This is a genomic window from Nitrosospira sp. TNL200 (assembly GCF_055386305.1).
The window spans coordinates 3,237,368-3,253,510 of the sequence record NZ_AP041003.1 but is presented as its reverse complement, the minus strand read 5'-3'; the positions used below and the strand labels follow the sequence as shown (position 1 = coordinate 3,253,510).

Annotated in this window: 19 protein-coding genes and 2 pseudogenes; 13 read left to right on the top strand and 8 right to left on the bottom strand. The window is 52.8% G+C overall.

Translation table 11 applies throughout. The features are described 5' to 3' along the window. Positions 1 to 201: 201 nt before the first annotated feature. Positions 202 to 438, bottom strand: a complete 237-nt coding sequence (locus ACZ5CE_RS14750; RefSeq protein ID WP_464575651.1) for a hypothetical protein — start codon at positions 436 to 438, stop codon at positions 202 to 204. 850 nt (positions 439 to 1,288) lie between these two features. On the opposite strand from ACZ5CE_RS14750, the gene ACZ5CE_RS14745 reads away from it, so the two are divergent. The 6 genes and pseudogenes from ACZ5CE_RS14745 to ACZ5CE_RS14720 form a co-directional block, all read left to right on the top strand. Then, entirely contained in the window at positions 1,289 to 1,435 is a 147-nt protein-coding gene (locus ACZ5CE_RS14745) for a hypothetical protein (protein WP_464575650.1), read from the top strand. Between the two features lie 195 nt (positions 1,436 to 1,630). Further along, positions 1,631 to 1,894, top strand: a complete 264-nt coding sequence (locus ACZ5CE_RS14740) for a hypothetical protein (protein WP_464575649.1) — start codon at positions 1,631 to 1,633, stop codon at positions 1,892 to 1,894. 636 nt (positions 1,895 to 2,530) lie between these two features. Next, positions 2,531 to 2,758, top strand: coding sequence for a hypothetical protein (locus tag ACZ5CE_RS14735; protein WP_464575648.1), 228 nt, complete (start codon positions 2,531 to 2,533; stop codon positions 2,756 to 2,758). Positions 2,759 to 3,394: 636 nt separating this feature from the next. After that, positions 3,395 to 3,502, top strand: a pseudogene (locus ACZ5CE_RS14730) (HPP family protein); the annotation flags it as partial. Positions 3,503 to 3,512: 10 nt separating this feature from the next. Then, a complete protein-coding gene (locus tag ACZ5CE_RS14725; protein WP_464575647.1) occupies positions 3,513 to 3,908 on the top strand; it encodes an HPP family protein in 396 nt (131 codons plus the stop codon). Between the two features lie 191 nt (positions 3,909 to 4,099). Beyond that, positions 4,100 to 4,804: pseudogene (locus ACZ5CE_RS14720) on the top strand (IS256 family transposase); the annotation flags it as partial. On the opposite strand, the gene ACZ5CE_RS14715 reads toward ACZ5CE_RS14720, so the two are convergent. From ACZ5CE_RS14715 to ACZ5CE_RS14705, 3 genes are read right to left on the bottom strand one after another with little or no spacing between them, the layout of a single operon-like run. Next, positions 4,776 to 5,018, bottom strand: a complete 243-nt coding sequence (locus ACZ5CE_RS14715) for a hypothetical protein (RefSeq protein ID WP_464575646.1) — start codon at positions 5,016 to 5,018, stop codon at positions 4,776 to 4,778. The pseudogene ACZ5CE_RS14720 and the gene ACZ5CE_RS14715 sit on opposite strands and share 29 nt — an antisense overlap. After that, positions 5,015 to 5,656, bottom strand: coding sequence for an IS21 family transposase (gene istA / locus ACZ5CE_RS14710; RefSeq protein ID WP_464575645.1), 642 nt, complete (start codon positions 5,654 to 5,656; stop codon positions 5,015 to 5,017). The genes ACZ5CE_RS14715 and istA overlap by 4 nt, the downstream gene beginning before the upstream one ends. Then, positions 5,550 to 6,020, bottom strand: coding sequence for a helix-turn-helix domain-containing protein (locus ACZ5CE_RS14705; RefSeq protein ID WP_464575644.1), 471 nt, complete (start codon positions 6,018 to 6,020; stop codon positions 5,550 to 5,552). The genes istA and ACZ5CE_RS14705 overlap by 107 nt, the downstream gene beginning before the upstream one ends. A 298-nt stretch (positions 6,021 to 6,318) precedes the next feature. Between ACZ5CE_RS14705 and ACZ5CE_RS14700 the strand changes: the two genes are divergently transcribed. From ACZ5CE_RS14700 to ACZ5CE_RS14675, 6 genes are all read left to right on the top strand, one after another. Further along, on the top strand, positions 6,319 to 7,371 hold the full coding sequence (locus ACZ5CE_RS14700) for an IS630 family transposase (protein WP_464575643.1): 1,053 nt from the start codon (positions 6,319 to 6,321) through the stop codon (positions 7,369 to 7,371). A 14-nt stretch (positions 7,372 to 7,385) separates the two neighbouring features. Next, on the top strand, positions 7,386 to 7,646 hold the full coding sequence (locus ACZ5CE_RS14695; protein WP_464575642.1) for a hypothetical protein: 261 nt from the start codon (positions 7,386 to 7,388) through the stop codon (positions 7,644 to 7,646). Between the two features lie 583 nt (positions 7,647 to 8,229). Beyond that, complete coding sequence (locus ACZ5CE_RS14690) at positions 8,230 to 8,412, top strand: hypothetical protein (RefSeq protein WP_464575641.1); 183 nt, start codon at positions 8,230 to 8,232, stop codon at positions 8,410 to 8,412. Positions 8,413 to 8,939: 527 nt separating this feature from the next. Continuing rightward, positions 8,940 to 9,530 (top strand): Lcl C-terminal domain-containing protein, encoded by a 591-nt coding sequence (locus ACZ5CE_RS14685; protein ID WP_464575640.1) that lies wholly within the window; start codon positions 8,940 to 8,942, stop codon positions 9,528 to 9,530. A 380-nt stretch (positions 9,531 to 9,910) separates the two neighbouring features. Then, a complete protein-coding gene (gene trbK / locus ACZ5CE_RS14680) occupies positions 9,911 to 10,108 on the top strand; it encodes an entry exclusion lipoprotein TrbK (protein WP_464575639.1) in 198 nt (65 codons plus the stop codon). 618 nt (positions 10,109 to 10,726) lie between these two features. Beyond that, positions 10,727 to 10,918: a hypothetical protein gene (locus ACZ5CE_RS14675; protein ID WP_464575638.1), complete on the top strand. Its 192-nt coding sequence runs from the start codon at positions 10,727 to 10,729 to the stop codon at positions 10,916 to 10,918. A gap of 110 nt (positions 10,919 to 11,028) precedes the next feature. Here ACZ5CE_RS14675 and ACZ5CE_RS14670 read toward each other — a convergent pair whose 3' ends face one another. The 4 genes from ACZ5CE_RS14670 to ACZ5CE_RS14655 all read right to left on the bottom strand — a co-directional run bounded on the left by ACZ5CE_RS14670 (position 11,029) and on the right by ACZ5CE_RS14655 (position 15,013). Beyond that, entirely contained in the window at positions 11,029 to 11,577 is a 549-nt protein-coding gene (locus tag ACZ5CE_RS14670; RefSeq protein ID WP_464575636.1) for a TlpA family protein disulfide reductase, read from the bottom strand. A gap of 109 nt (positions 11,578 to 11,686) precedes the next feature. Next, positions 11,687 to 13,687 carry a protein-disulfide reductase DsbD gene (gene dsbD, locus ACZ5CE_RS14665; RefSeq protein WP_464575635.1) on the bottom strand — a complete coding sequence of 667 codons (2,001 nt, stop codon included), beginning with the start codon at positions 13,685 to 13,687 and terminating at the stop codon, positions 11,687 to 11,689. Further along, complete coding sequence (gene cutA, locus ACZ5CE_RS14660; RefSeq protein WP_464577546.1) at positions 13,680 to 14,021, bottom strand: divalent-cation tolerance protein CutA; 342 nt, start codon at positions 14,019 to 14,021, stop codon at positions 13,680 to 13,682. Before cutA ends, dsbD begins: the two co-directional genes overlap by 8 nt. A 44-nt stretch (positions 14,022 to 14,065) precedes the next feature. Then, positions 14,066 to 15,013, bottom strand: coding sequence for an NAD-dependent epimerase/dehydratase family protein (locus ACZ5CE_RS14655; protein WP_464575634.1), 948 nt, complete (start codon positions 15,011 to 15,013; stop codon positions 14,066 to 14,068). 33 nt (positions 15,014 to 15,046) lie between these two features. Here ACZ5CE_RS14655 and ACZ5CE_RS14650 point away from each other — a divergent pair, with 33 nt between their 5' ends. After that, positions 15,047 to 16,132, top strand: coding sequence for a CDP-6-deoxy-delta-3,4-glucoseen reductase (locus tag ACZ5CE_RS14650; RefSeq protein WP_464575633.1), 1,086 nt, complete (start codon positions 15,047 to 15,049; stop codon positions 16,130 to 16,132). The last annotated feature ends 11 nt before the right edge of the window (positions 16,133 to 16,143 follow it).

Below are 16,143 nucleotides of genomic sequence, written 5' to 3'. Positions count from 1 at the left end.
TGCGGGCCAAAAACTCATTCCTTTGATTACTCCCGCCCGTTTTCCCGACCGGTTGCAATCCTCTTCCTCGTTTCGCGCCATTCATCTTATGGGGTTTGCACATGAGGCACCCAGCCCTGGCATTCTTGGGTTTTCCGCGTTTATGGTTCATAAATGGTTCATGACCGTTCCTGCCTTGAAACCCGCCTAACCAGCGGATTTTTATTGAGCGCCCGGCTTCGCAATATCACTCGTTGAGTTTAGATTGCCACCGTAAGGCGCGACCCCGAGGCATGGCCCGGACTGCTTTGCCCAATAAACCTTGGGTTCAGGCCATCCCTTCAGTTGTTCTTCGAACAGATACGGATCAAGTTCTTTGCTTGAGGATTCATAAATACCGTCCGTGACGCGAACGAGCGATCCATCCGCGTTGCGGATGTAGGGTACTAATTGGCCCATGACGAATACCTCCAAAAAGATGGGAAAGGCACGTATTAGGGGGAGAAGGGAGCAAATATTATAAGCGAGGCTTTACAATATTTGTGTCAAGGGAGTGTAAAAGTTTTATCGATACCCTGCTTCAGAGCAGGATTTTTATTGCGTGTCAGAGGAAAAATTGACGAGCGCCAGGCCGGTACTGTCGCCATGTTCTTTTTCCCAGAAGACTTTAGTTTCTGGCCATCCGACTAGAGTTTGTTCGTAAACGTAGGGCTCAATCAAGGAGTAGTTACGGAGAATTATGCGGCTATTACGTGTAATCACGCCTTTGGCGCGAACGTAAAGAACGTATGAAGTCATATTCCCCCCTTTAAATTCTGAAAAAGCTTTTGTTATTTTATTTATTAAAAATTAAACATACTTATATTGGATATTTTTATCGGTGCGATAGCGCTCTTAGCCGCAGGTTTCAGCGGTGGCTGGGGCTCTAGTTATTAAGGATGTCCTTTAATATCCTTGTATCAGATTTATAGAAATCAGTAGCTTATAGCTAAATTGGTCGTTGGTATTTTTGTGCCGGATTAATAATTCACGGAAAGCTACCCTCGAATCGCGTAATTCCATCCTTGATACTGCCAACAGCAACAGCGCTACCGACATCGAAGGTGTGAAGTCCGCTGTCGGGGTAATCACACGGGCCGTAGAAGAGCGGGAAAAGGCAAGGCAGCAGATTACGACTACCTGGCCGTGCAAGCTGACCCCATTCCGTGTTCAGGCCGGCAATATGGAACACCTGGGATTCGGTGGATGGCGGTACGATGAATGACTGTGATGCGACGGTCTATGTTGCCACCACCAACGATGATCCGGCATGCTGGTATATGGCGAATGGATGTCTTTCATGGTTGCGAACCTGACCTGCAGGGCGATGAAGTTCAAGATCAGGCTGGAGAGCGGAAGCACCACCAATAACCTCGATGTGTCAGTGCTGATGGTGCATGTCAAGGAGGCGATGTAGTAACGCGCTCGTCCTCTGGGATGCCCAAGCGGCCTCTTGTCTCTCCCGCTCCATCTGCACCATAGAAGTACACTCCTATTAGGTACGGAAGCGAACCGCTTTTCGCGTACCATTGATGGCATGTATACCCTGGGCATCCAGGAAGAGTCATCGAAGGATTTGATACGGAGATTGGCATTGATAATCGGGGGATACATGAAACGGAATAAACGGAAGAGCGATACTCCATCCGACGAGCCGGAACGGAGGGAAAGTGAGCGGCGGGAAACATCCGATAGAAGAAAAACTCCCCGTAATTATGGTACACCCTGGACAGAGGAACAAATTCAGCTATTGAAGGATTTGCTTAGCCGGGAAGCCCCTCTAAGGCAGCTCGAGCAGATACTTGGCCGCACTCCATCCGATATAGAGGACAAGGCAAAAGAAATCGGTGACCATGATAAGAAAGTTGAGCACTGACGTGACCGAGCCCGAACCCTCCCTATTCAGAGCGCCGACCTAGATTGAACTGCTGGCGTGCAGCGGTTCAAAAGAGTGAAGGGAGCAAAGCGAGAGCGAAATAAAGGAAATCGAAGATTAACCTTATCTATCGTTTCTTCGATGTACTTTAGTCCAATGGGAATCTCATTAATGTCACGCGACAATTTCAGGGCGTACACGGCAGCGTTTGATGCCGCAGTCCTGGAATTGAAAGATGGGGAAGGAATACCGCAATCATGGCTCCCCTTGGACGGAGGAGCAGATTAAATTATTGATCAACCTACTCAGTCAAGGAATGCCTCTTCGACAGATTTCCCAAATACTGGGGCGAACGTCCTCTGCTGTTGGGACAAAGGCAAAACAGATCAAAAGTCCTCATAAGAAAGCTGGGTGATAATCCCATACTCTACCTTCCTTCCCAGATACCGATCCCCTTGGTACTCATCCCACCGCGGGAGATCTCTTTAAACCCGCTTCGGTGCGTTTTATAATAGTCCTATCGAGAGCTTTAACCGGATGCTATTGAGAAACGAAAACTAGAGACAACAAAGGTAGTTGCGAGGATATAAAATGCCTTTACATACGCTCTGAGAAGCATTCATTGGAGGTTTTTTAATGAATTCCCCGACTACTGACGATCTCATCAAAAGTTTTAATGAGATTCATGGCATTGCTAGAGAAATTCTTAAACTTAGAACATCGCCCAAAATGCGCGAGAAAGCTGCCAAGTTACAGGCGTTGACCGCTGTTGCAGAACAACTTACCGTACAGATTCGAAGAGATAATGCAGAGCTACAGAAACGGGTCAAGGAATTAGAAGCGGAATTAGAGCAGCTTCAATAAATTAGACATGGAATTATTCTAGTTTCTAATTAAAAACAAGTTAGCTGTCTTTTATATGCTACTATTGCTAACTTCTGTTTTAAAAATATATTTAGCTATTTCCTGATAGGAATCTGCTTGCAGACACGATGAAATTATCTTTTAAACAAAAACTGAAAAACTGGTATAAAGGAAACTCCGTTCCATATAAAAATTTACCCGACAGTCAAATCTTTTTGAGTGGTCTAACCCGTCAGAGGCATTGGACCGCTCGCAGCGCCAAATCGGTATTTTTGTTTTGTCGTGCAGACTGGAGGTGGATAACAATGTTTCTCCTTGGAACTTCTAGTCTTGTCCTTGCTAGATTCTTTTGAAAACCACCTATAAATTCCCTACTCAGTTAGCTTTTTAGCAGAATACTGACCTACCCCAGACTCAAAAGGCATAACCTTAGATCATCTCTGCTGTATCGCTCAACCAATATCCGATTGGTTCTGAAGGTCATTATCCCAGCGCCTGCTCACTAACGGCCAGCTTGCAGTAACCTCGAGATCAGCTCCAATATCACCGTCAAAAAATATACCCCTTACCTCCCCCGCCCTCGCCCGAGGGCTTTTTTTGCTTGCCAGGTTGCTTGGTTTCGATACCATAGACCTCATGCATCGTTCTCCTATAATTCGCTTATTATGGTGCGCGCTGGGCGCCGCGGTGGGCATTGGTTTGGCGCTATTTCTATCCTCTCCACCAGCCTCACCGCTTTTCTTCGCCTCACTCGGTGGTTCCGCAGTCTTCTTGTTCGGTCTTACCCGCGCTCCCGCAGCCGCAGCCCCGCGCCCTGCTCGGAGGGCACCTCGGTGGCGCTCTCATTGGCATTGCCTGCTATCAGCTCTTCGGCGATGCGCTGTGGGTTTACATATTGGCTCAGGTTTTAGTCTTGTGGTACATGCTTTTCACCGGAACTGTACATCCTCCCGCGGGAGCCAATCCCATTATCATGATCCACGGCCACTGCAACATTCTGGCGCTTTGGGAGCCCGTTCTCGTCGGCGTGCTGAGCCTTGCCTCGGTGGCAGCTATATGGAGCCGCCTCTATCCCGGCCTCTCGCATTATCCTGTTGCCTGGCTCGACCGATCTCCTCCCTCCTTGTTTTGGGGTGGATGGGATAAGTAAACACCAAGCCCCGCTTCGGCGGGTTTTTGTTGTCGATCCTTGATGTAAGCTCGACAGGAGTAGGATTTCGAATGTCCTACCAAAGAGCTAGATTGAGTCCGTAAACTGCTGTAAATAATTGGTGGGTGCCACCGCTTTGGCTTGGTAAATTGACGGTTCTGAGACGTTGATCAACCGAAGGGGAAGAAGCGATGGCTGGATACGATGTTAGCGTGGGCAAGGAATTGTTGCCAGGATTGTTGAGTGGGCAAGACGGACTGGCGAAGCTGGTGGAAGCGGTGCTCAATCAGATACTGGAGGCGCAGGTGACGGAGAGTCTGGGTGCGGACCGACACGAACGCTCGGAAGAGCGACAAGGTTATCGGAACGGGTATCGGCCGCGCACTCTCTTTACCCGTATTGGGCCGGTGACGCTGCAAGTACCGCAGACACGGGATGGAAGTTTTTCGACGGACATTTTCAAGCGCTACCAGAGGAGCGAGCAAGCTTTCGTATTGGCGTTGATGGAGATGGTGGTACAAGGCGTCTCCACCCGGAAGGTATCAGCCATCACAGAAGAATTGTGTGGTGCGAGTTTTTCCAAATCCACGGTCAGCGCTCTGTGTGCCGGGCTGGATGGACGGGTGCGCGCTTTCAACGAACGGCGCCTGGAAGGGGAATACCCGTTTGTCCTGGTTGATGCCTTGTTCATCAAGAGCCGGGAAGAGGATCGAGTGGTCCATCGGGCCGCACTGGTTGTTTCAGGCATCCGTGCTGATGGCCACCGCGAGATACTTGGCGTAAAGATTGGTGACACCGAGAACTTCGCCACCTGGGACGAGACCTTCCGCTGGCTCAAGAGCCGCGGGCTCCAAGGGGTGGTATTCGTCATCTCAGATAGTCATGGCGGGCTGACGTAAGCGATTGCCAGGCACTTTCAAGGCGCGAGCTGGCAACGCTGCCAGGTGCAAGGCGAGCATCGTTCTCAACGTTCAGGATCTTCTCCAGGAAATCTCCATGGCTGTTATCCTGAGCTGCCGCCCATTGCGCGATGGCCGGCCATTCGCTTCCCATGCGATCGAGCTTGAGTACGTTATACAACATGGCAATTCGTTCCTGCCGCAGGTTCATGCTTGAGCTTCCAGCAAGGTGTTATAAACCGACAGGGGATGCTGCAGGCTCTCAACGGGTATCGGCTGCGAATGCCTGGGGCTAACAGGGGCAATGGGTTGGTTTGGCTGAGGCAATGGCAGTAGAGCAGCGCGCTCAACAGTCATGCGCCGGTCCGGGCATTCTCCCGTGGTGCCATGGATGCGGCTGTTACCCCCGCTAACCAACGCCCGACATGCGCATTGGCCGCTTCTACATCCAGACGCAGCCCCATCTGTCGCAGCCAATGGCACACAGAAGCTGCCCTTCAGATAACCGTTGAAGCGTTCAACCTTGCCCTTGGTCCTGGCTCGATAGGGACGGCATAGGCGCGGGGTAAAACCATAGGTATCGGCCAGTGCCAGCATCTTTCCATGCCAGCGGTGTCGGCCTTCTCCATAAGCATCTCGCTCGATCACAACTGTTCCAGCATTATCAAACAAGACATGCTCGGGAACGCCACCAAAATATCCAAATGCCAGCTCAAGACAGGCGCACAGCGTATCGGCGCGTTCATTGCTGGTAAAGCAGACCCAACTGGCCCGGCTGTAACCCAATGTGGCGACAAATGCCAATAAGGGATCGCGGCCACGGCGAATGTGCGTGAAGTCGGCCTGCATCTGTTTGCCAGGCGCCGTCTCGAATCGAACCCACCGGCTCCGGCTCCGCGTGTCGATAGGGACTGAGAAAGTCCTTAAGCCCGGTTATTCCGCCAGGATAGCCACGCTCTCTTATCTCTCGAAGCAACACTACCGCCGGAATCCAGTGCGGCCGTGCCGCATGGATACGTTCCTGCAAATAATCCTTGTACGGATCAAGCTTGGTGAGACGCGCCAGCCTCGGTCCATACCGCACAGCAGCAGCCTCTCGAACATAACGCCGGACCGTATTGCGCGAGCAACCAAGCTCACGCGCCATCTCCCGAATTCCAGCACCTCGCCGCAGCAATACCTTGATTTCCACTGCTTCCTCCTGAGTCAACATAATCGGTAGCCAAAAAGCCACCATATTCGCCCAGGTGGGTCAGTTTTACTTCGGCTCAGTGGGTCAGTATTACACCGGCGCTAACATATACGGGCCAGAAACTCATTTTTCTGATTACTTGCTCCCGTTTTGCCGACAGGCTGCAGTCCCTTGTATCGTTTGGCGCCATTCATCTTATGCGGTTTGCATAATAGGCATCCCACTCTGACCGCTCCTTTTCTTGCTTCTTCTCGCGGGTGGTGGAGTAAGTCATTATTAATCAGGACCTTAAATAAGCTGGCTATGGTAACATTAAGGGATGGAAAAGATCGATGCACGGAAGTTGACAGTATCTGGTCGGGAAGTATTGAGGAGGATGGTTGTCCGGTTGCGCAAGCAGTCTGGAATGCCTGTGAAGGAATTGGCCGAGATAGCTGGCGTTCATTACCGGACGGTGGAAGACTGGCTTTTGCGAGCACGCCGAGAAGGCGAAGCCAGTTTTGGGGAGAAGGTGCGCGGGCGGCCTGTTGGGACCTGCCGCAAACTGAAGATGGCCGATGAGGTCTGGTTACGCGAGCAGATCATTGGGCAGACGCCGCTGCAAATGCAATTGCCTTTTGCGCTGTGGACCCGATTTGCGATCAAGACGCTGATTCAGGAGAGATTCGGAGTGCAGATGCAGGACAGATTGGTGGGGAAATACCTGAAACGCTGGGGATTCACGCCGCAGCACCCAGTCAAACGTGCCCTGGAGCAAGACCCGGCCAAGGTCGATATCTGGTTGAAACAGACCTATCCCAATCTCCTGGCGCGTGCCAGGGCACAAGGCGCGATCGTCCTCTGGGGCGATGAGACGGCGGTGAAGGAAGACGCCAACTGGGTTCGTGGTTACGCGCCACGAGGCCAGACGCCTGTTTTGAAGACACCGGCTCGCTGGCAGAAGCTCTCCATGATTTCGGCCATTTCGGCGCGTGGCGAAATGGCCTTCAGAATCATGGAAGGCACGATCAATACCGAGCGTTTCATTGAGTTTCTGGAGGCGTTGATTCAGGATGCCGCGAACAAGCACAAGATCTTCCTTGTCGTCGACAACTTGCGCGTACATCATGCCAGCAAAGTCAGGGAATGGCTTTGCGGGAAGGAAGCGCAGATCGAACTGGTCTTTCTGCCGCCTTACGCTCCGGAGTCGAACCCGGATGAATATCTCAACCGCGATTTCAAGACTGCGCTGCGCACCGGCCCGATCAGCCGCAACACCGATGAACTACTGGAGAAGGCCCTGTCTTTCATGAAGCGCATCGAAAGCTTGCCAAACCACGTCATGGCTTACTTCAGACATCCTGCCGCTGCTCATGCAGCCCATGGTATTTAAGGGCCGGGTTAATAATGAATAAACTCACCATTTTTTCCGTATCCATTTATCTCGCACTATCCAGCCCTATGGCCGCACAGTCAGCCGAAAAAGCAATGTATGTGGGCAACGGTCGATATGTTGGGGAAGGCAGGTCTGTTGAAGATGCGCAGTTGCGCCAGCGTAGCGGTGAGTATTCAGAGCGTGAAAGGGACAGACAGGAAAATGAGCGACGATATGAACACTCTGAACGTAGGGAGCGTGACTATGATTATCGGGATCGGCTTGATGAGTAGTAATAACCAAGCCTAGAAATGGCCTTTCAAATAATATAAAAGCCGTTTTTTAATAGATAGGAAATATTCTGGCTATAATGACTTATAAAAGTCTTCTTCGCCTTATCGGCCATTAACGCACGTTCGGGCGAAGTCGTATAAGCAACATGACAGCATGTTGCGGAACGTAGAAGGAAAACTGACAATAACGTTCACAGGCGGAGTTGACCCAAAAGGGTTGCTGTAGCCGGGCCAGCGAGGAATATAGTAATCGGCTGACCTTCAGGTTGCTATATGTCCGACACAAAATACGGCGGGCTGAAGGAGTTCCTGGAGAAAAGATTTCTTAGGACTGTTGGCAACTAACCCATTTTTTTAGATTGTTAGGGGTAGTTATGCCAGCTCCCTAAGAAAGTTATAAATTAAAACAATTATAAAGAATAACCATCAATCAAGCTCAATGAAGAGTCCTCAGCAATCTTTTAACCCTTAAAACGAAATCTACAAAATCCAAATAGTTATCAACCTTTTACCATTTTGATACCAAAAAAGTGAATTGCAAAACGAAACACACAATACGCTTCTGGCAAATCAGGGGAAATAAATGACGGTAAAAGAACTGATAGAAGAATTAGCCAAGTTTGATCAAAAACAAGATGTGTTTGTTTCTCACGGCGAGGTAACTGAAGTAATACTCGTTAATCATCCAGGACATCCGAAGAATGGATATGTTTTTCTTGTCACGGATAGTGAAGACGAAGCAGTAATGAGAAAACTTTATAGCTGAGACTCTATCCCTGTAGCTACTTCCTTCTAGGGATTCGAACTCACTTCAAGCCCATCGTTAGACAGTTTTTATGGAAGCCCTACCTAACGATCATGGTAGTTGCACCACCCCTGAAGATGAAAGAGACTTTGGGGTGGAAGGCTGGGGGTAGAGGTCGTGATAGTTTTTGGCGGCTTGACCCCGTACCTAACGTGACCCGCCGGGCTGATTCGCACCCCGCATTGCTTCCATAGAGAAGTGATCCGATTTGTTTGGACAGAAATTTGTGTTTGTTAAGTGGTGCTTTGCAAAAATAGGGTTATCCAACCCGCTTCGGCGGGTTTTTTATTGGCTCCTGTTCCCATCTCGTGGCAAGCAGCCGGCTATTTCTTCTTGAAGAGAGTGTATGGACTGTTAGTGCTACAGCAATCGGAATAATAGTGCGAGCTGGTTAGTCCGTATTGGTTCTTGTATTATTATACCGTGCGCGACTGGTTCTGATAGAGCTAGAGCGAGCACACCCTATCAATCAATTCAGGAGTAAAACAATGAATAAGCAAATTGTCTCCAGAAAACTTCTTGCCACCGTAATATTAGCTGCCGGATTTGTTTGTACTTCTACTGCACAAGCTGCCTTAGAAGATCTTGGCAATGGGGTCATCAAGGATACTGATCTTGGTATCGTTTGGCTCGCAGATGCAAATTATTCGAAAACATCCGGATACAATACCAACGGAGTTATGAATTGGAACGCAGCAAATACTTGGGTGGACCAACTGAATACAGGAGGGCATAGCGACTGGCGCCTTCCTACGACGAGTGAGTTTTCGCATTTGTTCTACGATGAGTTGGGCGGTGTAGTAAATAACAATATTTATGATACCCATACCAATGCGAGCTTCGCCCTGTTTAGCAATATCCAGGCTTCTGGAGGTTATTGGACTGCAACACCCACCGGCGATGCAACTACACGCTCCACGTTTTATTTTGATAGTGGATCTGGCTTCGATCAAAATATGAGTTTCGGCCATTATGCAATGGCAGTGGCAGTCATTCCTGAACCCGAAACCTACGCCATGCTGCTGGCCGGACTAGGTCTGGTTGGTCTTATTGCGCGCCGGAAAAAGCAAATGGCTTAATAAGCATTTAGTTGTATGGAATATTTGCCCGGAGCGGCTCGGTCGCTACCGGGCTATTTTATTATCTAAAAAACATGGATTTAAAGATCGGGGCGATGACTCTGCCTTCACGGCGGTGCGCCAGAACCACGACACCTGCGCATTGCCCGGCACCGCACAGTTCGCTGATGATCAAGTCGCGCAAGGCAGGCCCAAGCCGTACCAGATGCCGGGATGTGGGTGGCACAACAACATCAACCAGGCAAAGTGTCGTGACTGACAGCTCCTGATGAGGTATCCTTCGGGATATCGGTAAGTTACGCTAGGCTAGGCAACCACCCGTTGTTGCACTGGAACTTGAATCCACGCGCTATTGATAATTTGTAAAGAGGAAGAATTTAATGAGTTCCAAACATATTGTATTTATTGTTGCTCTTGGTGCCATTTTGACTGGTTGTGGCGGTGGCGGCGGCGGAGCTCCTGAAGCAAATGCAACGAATTGTTCTGGCGCGGGAATGCAGGCGGTGCTTCCAACTATCACTAACGAAGCCGAGCGGCAGGCATTTATTGATAAATGCCAATCCATTGCCGGAAAATAAAGCTGGGTAGCCGGGTACAACTGACCTGCGCTAATGTATAGCAGTCGCGATCTCATCTGACAGAGGTTCCCGTTTGATAGGTGCAGTTGTCAGATCAGATTCAACCTGAATCCGGCGGTTGTAGCGAACTCACCATATAGGTGAACGTCAAAATGAGTGGTCGACTGCCGGACTCCAGGCCTCCTTTGCGCCGTTCAATGTTTGTATAGGCATTCGGCCGCAACCCGTCTTTCCCTGATGGGTGCGGTCTTGCTCAGTTTCTTTCCCTTTCCACTCGACAACCTGATTGGGGTGCGCTCTCAAATTGCTGCCCCAGTTCGGCCAGAATCTTGTCTCCCGCCAAGGCCGCTAATGCAACCCGCGCTTTGAACGCCGCTGGGCGCGTCCGCCTCGTCATCCATCCCATCTTCCACTCCATATCAAAGCCCCCGCAGCGAATATCAAAAGGCGGCAGATCCTCCATTTATCCGGCACGTCCAAATTTCCGGGACCAGTTTCGTCGACACCCTCAATTGAAAATAAATTAAAGAAAAAGCCTATATTGCCGTAGATTTTCCTAAGGCAATAGACGTAATAGGCCAGCCCGAGGCACAGTCGAACGCTATCAAAGGAGGATGAATGGCAGCAATTACCGTTATGTATTACGACACCTATAGCAAAATAGCGGACGACATGATCAGGTCAAGAAGGCCCGCCACGTATGAGGCCATCATTGAACATGTCAAGGGAATCCCGATACCCGAAACAGAGCTGCAAGTGGATGATGCCTGGCTGGACCAGAATGGATTTCTTAAACAGGGCTATCTTTGAGAGGGATGCGCGCCAGTGCAATAACGGAAACGTCTATTGAGGCAGGATATATTTCCTGGTCTTGCGAGGCGTTTGTTCGTACGGTATTCAGTCCTATTCGATTGTCTTCGTCACAACAGCGGCCCCACGATGCCTTCCAGCTTGTCCTTGCTGAGGCGTCCCAGTTTTGTGCCGACGATGGTGCCGCTACGGTCGATGACGACAGTAAAAGGTAGCGCGCCCTGCTTGTTTCCCGCGGCATCCGCCAGGGACATGGCGTTCATATCCCCCACGAGCACCGGATAGTTGATCCCAATGTCCTTGCTGAATGCAGCCGCGCGTTCGGGCTGGTCGATGGCGATGCCGATGAACACCAGCCCGCGGTCCCTGAACTTGTTCTGAAGCTCAATGAATTCCGGAATTTCCGCCCGGCAAGGCTCGCACCAGCTCGCCCAGAAATTGACCACCATGACCTGGTCGCGCCATTGGGAGATGGCTTGGCTTTTTCCTTCGAGATCGGGCAACGTGGCCGAGATGATGGCCGCCGCGCCCTTGCTTGCGACATCCGCCGATACCGGCGGGACGCTGCTCTTGGAGAGATGGCCGCGCAATAAAAAGCCGGCAGTGATGGCAAGCAGCGCCGTTGCTATGAATAACGTTATCTGTTGCGATTTCGTCATTTCGTGCCCCTGAAAAAGTTACCCGGATCGACGATCGCCCACGCAGCCCATTTCAAGCGGGCATAACCTGCGATGCGGATGGGATTGTCAAACGAGGAATCGGGATTCTCTATATCAGCACGGCATTGAGTATGTTGATAAAACGCTCCGTGTTCTGGAACCCGATAAGCCGGATATTGGGAATGTCGCGCCCTGCCCGGTCGATGAAAAGAATGCCGGGCGGGCCGAACAGCTTGAAGCGCTTGAGCAACGCCAAATCGGCCGGCGTACCGGCAGTCACGTCCACCTGCAACAGCACCACGTCTTTCAACCGCGACTGCACCTTGGGATCGGTAAAGGTGAATCGCTCCATTTCCTTGCACGAAATGCACCAGTCCGCGTAAAAATCCACCATGACGTACTTATCGCGCGACTGGGCGATGCGCTGATCGAGCTCGGCCACCGTCCTGACTCTTTGAAATTCGAGGTGCTGGCCCTGCGCGGCGCGGGTTCCATCCACCTCGGCATTTATCCCGGCAATGCTTATTTTGGAAAGCGGCTGCAGGATATCCCGGCTGCCTGACAGCACACCGATCAGCAGCGCGACGCCGACCAGCAGTGCGATTATCCCGATGCCTTTCATGAATTTCCGGAATCCCGACGCGTCGAATTTCAGCGGATCGACGGCATGAAGATAAATCGCGGAAACGATCAGCAGGGCCGACCACAGCAGCATGTGCGCCACGGCGGGGATCACTGGCGAGATCAGCCAGATTGCGACTCCGAGCAGAAGCACTCCGAAGAACTGTTTCACCGCCTCCATCCAGGGCCCCGCCTTGGGCAGCAGCGCGCCGGCGGAAGCGCCGAGTAGAAGCAGCGGCACGCCCATGCCCAGCGCCATGACGAACAACGCCGAGCCTCCCAGCAGCACATCCCGCGTCTGGCTGATATAGAGCAGGGCTCCGGCCAGCGGGGCCGCGACGCACGGCCCGACGATCAGCGCCGACAAGGCGCCCATGCCGAATACCCCGGTCAAATGGCCGCCCCTCAGTTGCCCGGATTCAGCAGTAAGCTTGCTCTGGAAAAAAGTGGGAAGCTGCAGTTCATAGAAGCCGAACATCGAAAAAGCCAGGGTCACGAAGATCAGCGCAAATGCGCCCAGCACCCAGGCATTCTGCAATGCGGCGGCCAGCATCGCGCCGGAAAGGCCCGCCGCCACGCCCGCTATCGCATAGGTTATCGCCATCCCCATGACATAGGCCAGGGACAGGATGAATCCTCGGCCGCGGGTGATATGCTCGCCACGGTTGGCGATGATGCCGGACAAAATAGGGAACATCGGGAATACGCAGGGGGTGAACGAGAGCAGCAGGCCGATGCCGAAGAAGCCTGTCAGGATCATCCAGAAGTCACCGCTCTCGAACATGCGCTCGATCTTGAGCGATTCGGTCTCGATGGCGGGACCGGCGGGAGAAGTCTGGAACAGTTCGTCAGCGGAGCCCGGCTTGCCTGTCCCACCCGCCGGAAAAGTCCCAGGCGCGGCAACCGCATTGCCGCTGACCGCATTGGCCATCACCCCCGCCGCGGCTTTCGCCATGGGGAGCGTCAGCTCCACGACCTTGCTGATAGGCGCATAGCATACGCCTATCGGCTCGTTGCACCCCTGGTAAGTCGCCACCAGCGTCAATTTTTCCGCTGCCGGCGTCCCGCGCTTGAGCGCGATGCGCGCTTCGAAGGGCTTGTGGAAGACTTCGACCTGGCCGAATGTCACGTCGCTCTTCGGCGTGCCCGCGGGCATCGATATGTTTTCGACCGATGTTCCGGAAGCCGGATCTTCCGCGGATTCCCTGGGTTTGAACGCAACTTTGTCCCTGTACAGGTAATAGTCTTTCGCCGGCGTGAACTGGGCGACCAGCGTGTTGCCGTCCTGTACCCGCACCGTCATCTTGAACGCCTGGTCCGGAGGCAGCAGTTCCTGCTCGGTCTGGTCCAGGCTCGAACCGAGTTTCTGCAATTCGGACAGAAATCCGAACGAGCCCTTATCCCCGGGTTCGGCGAGCGCGTGCGGGGCCAAAAAAACGAGCAGCAGCAGGAAGTATCGAATCGGGCGCATGGAAATTGTGTCAGTCATCTTTGATAGGCGCTGCTGTTGCCGCCGTTTCGGCGGCTATCCATTTCAAATAGGCGGGCAAGCCACTGCTGATTGGGACAGCAATGACTTCGGGGAGTTCGTACGGGTGTTCCGACTTTATCAACTGCTCCACGGCCGCGTAATGCCGAGCCAGCGTTTTAATGAATAGCGGCACTTCGCTGGCGGTTTCGCTTTTGTCGTGCCACCAGTAAACCGATACGCAGTCCGCAAGCACATTGACGCAAGCCGCCAGCCGCGCTTCGACCAGCTTCTGCGCCAGCGCCAGGGCTTGAGTCCTGTCCGGAAGGTTGGTGATAACGAGTATATGCTCCACGGTATAAGCGCCTTCGCTAGCCCGGCTGGTAAAAATAGCGAATTTTACCCGCTTTCCGCGCCGGTTGCTGCGCACTCCGCAATACCGTCCTCCACCGTCGGATAGCGCAGGTTGACATGCAATTCGCGCTTCATGCGGTGATTCGCCAATCGCCGCGATTCCCGCATGAAGGAAAGCAGGCTCGGCGATATGCATTCCTCGGCCTGGGTGCGGGTGATGCGGGGCGGATGAGGCAAGCCGAATTTGTCCGCTATCAGGTCGAAATATTCGCCCATTTTCAGCTCAGAGTCATCGGAAGCGTGATAAACACGACCAGGGAGGGCATGGCGCAGCGCGGCAGCGAGAATCCGCGCGAGATCGTCGGCATGGATATGATTGGTATAGCTGTCCACTTCCGGCAGCAGCGCCGGCGTTCCGGCTCGCACCCGCTCCAGCGGGATGCGATCGCAGGCGTAGATCCCGGGCACGCGAAAGACCGAAACCTTCACCCCATTTCTTCGCCCCCAGTGGCGCAACTGCCTTTCCGCATCGACTCGTCGCAACGCGCGTCCGGTTTGTGGATTGGTTTCGCGGGTTTCCTCGATCAGCGCCCCGTGGCAGTCGCCGTACACACCGCTGGTACTGATGTAGACAAGCTGATGTGGTAACATTGCCGACTTTGCGTTCGCGCGGGTCGCATGTTCCCCATGCGCCGTCAGCGCTGCCAGCAGGTTGGCCGTGCGCGTGTCCCGCTTGCCGTGTGCGGGCGGAGGCGCCAGGTGCAAAACTGCACGAGCCACCCCTGCGAGTTTGCGCAGGCTTTGCCGCCGGTCCAGGTCTCCGGCCACCGGAATGATGCCGTGCGAACGCAACAAGGCGCGGTTGTCGGAGCGCCTGCACAGGCCGAGCAGTCTATAGCGCGCACGCAACAATGCGGCTGCGCGGAAAGCGATATCACCACAGCCGACGATCAGTAGCGTTGGTTTCGTTGCTCTCTTTTTATTTGTAGCCATTTTTGGTTGCTCAGCTTGTCGTATTGTCCTTCAATGCCATACCAAATTACCATCAATCCGAGCAATCACGTCTTTATTGCCGAGTCCGGAGAAACGGTCCTGCAGGCCGCACTTCGCGAAGGCTTTGCGCTTCCTTACGGCTGCCGTAATGGCGCATGCGGAACCTGCAAGGGGAAAATCATACAGGGAACGGTCGATTTCGGCAGCCACAATGAAGATACGCTTACGGAAATGGAAAAGCGGGCAGGAATGGCCTTGTTTTGCTGTGCTACGCCATTATCGGATCTGGTAATCGAAAGCCGTGAAATCGGTGCAATGAAGGATATCAAGATCAAGACCCTGCCTTGCCGCGTGCATAAGCTGGAGCGGGTGGCGCCCGGCGTGATGATTATTTCCCTGAAATTGCCGGCCAGCGAAAGGCTGCAATTTCTTCCGGGACAATACATTGACATCCTGATGAAGGATGGCAAGCGCAGGAGCTTCTCCCTGGCTAACGCGCCGCACGATGACGAGCTGCTGCAATTGCACGTGCGCAATTATCCTGGCGGCACGTTTGCCGAGCACGTATTCACCCGCATGAAGGAGAAGGATATCCTGCGTTTCGAAGGACCGCTCGGCACCTTTTTCCTGCACGAGGATTCCGACAAGCCCATCATTTTCGTAGCTAGCGGCACCGGGTTCGCACCAGTCAAAAGCATCCTCGATCATGCGTTCTACATAAGAAACATCCAGGGCAGCGAGCGGCAGATGGTTCTTTACTGGGGCAACCGCACCAGGGCGGACATGTACATGCCGGAGCTGCCAGGATTATGGCAGCAGGAGCACGACAATTTCACGTTTATCCCGGTGCTGTCCGAAGCGTTGCCCGCGGATGACTGGAACGGAAGGACAGGATTGGTGCACGCGGCGGTGATGCAGGATTTCGATTCCCTTGCCGGATACCAGGTTTATGCGTGCGGGGCGCCAGGAATGGTGGAAGCGGCCCACCGGGATTTCACCCGTCATCGGGGGCTGCCGGAAGAAGAGTTTTTTTCCGATGCGTTTACGGTATCTTCCGGTTCTACCACCCGTTCTTTCGATACATCCGGCGAACCCCCAGAAGTAGGGCTGCAAAAGTAGCGCTTCCCTAG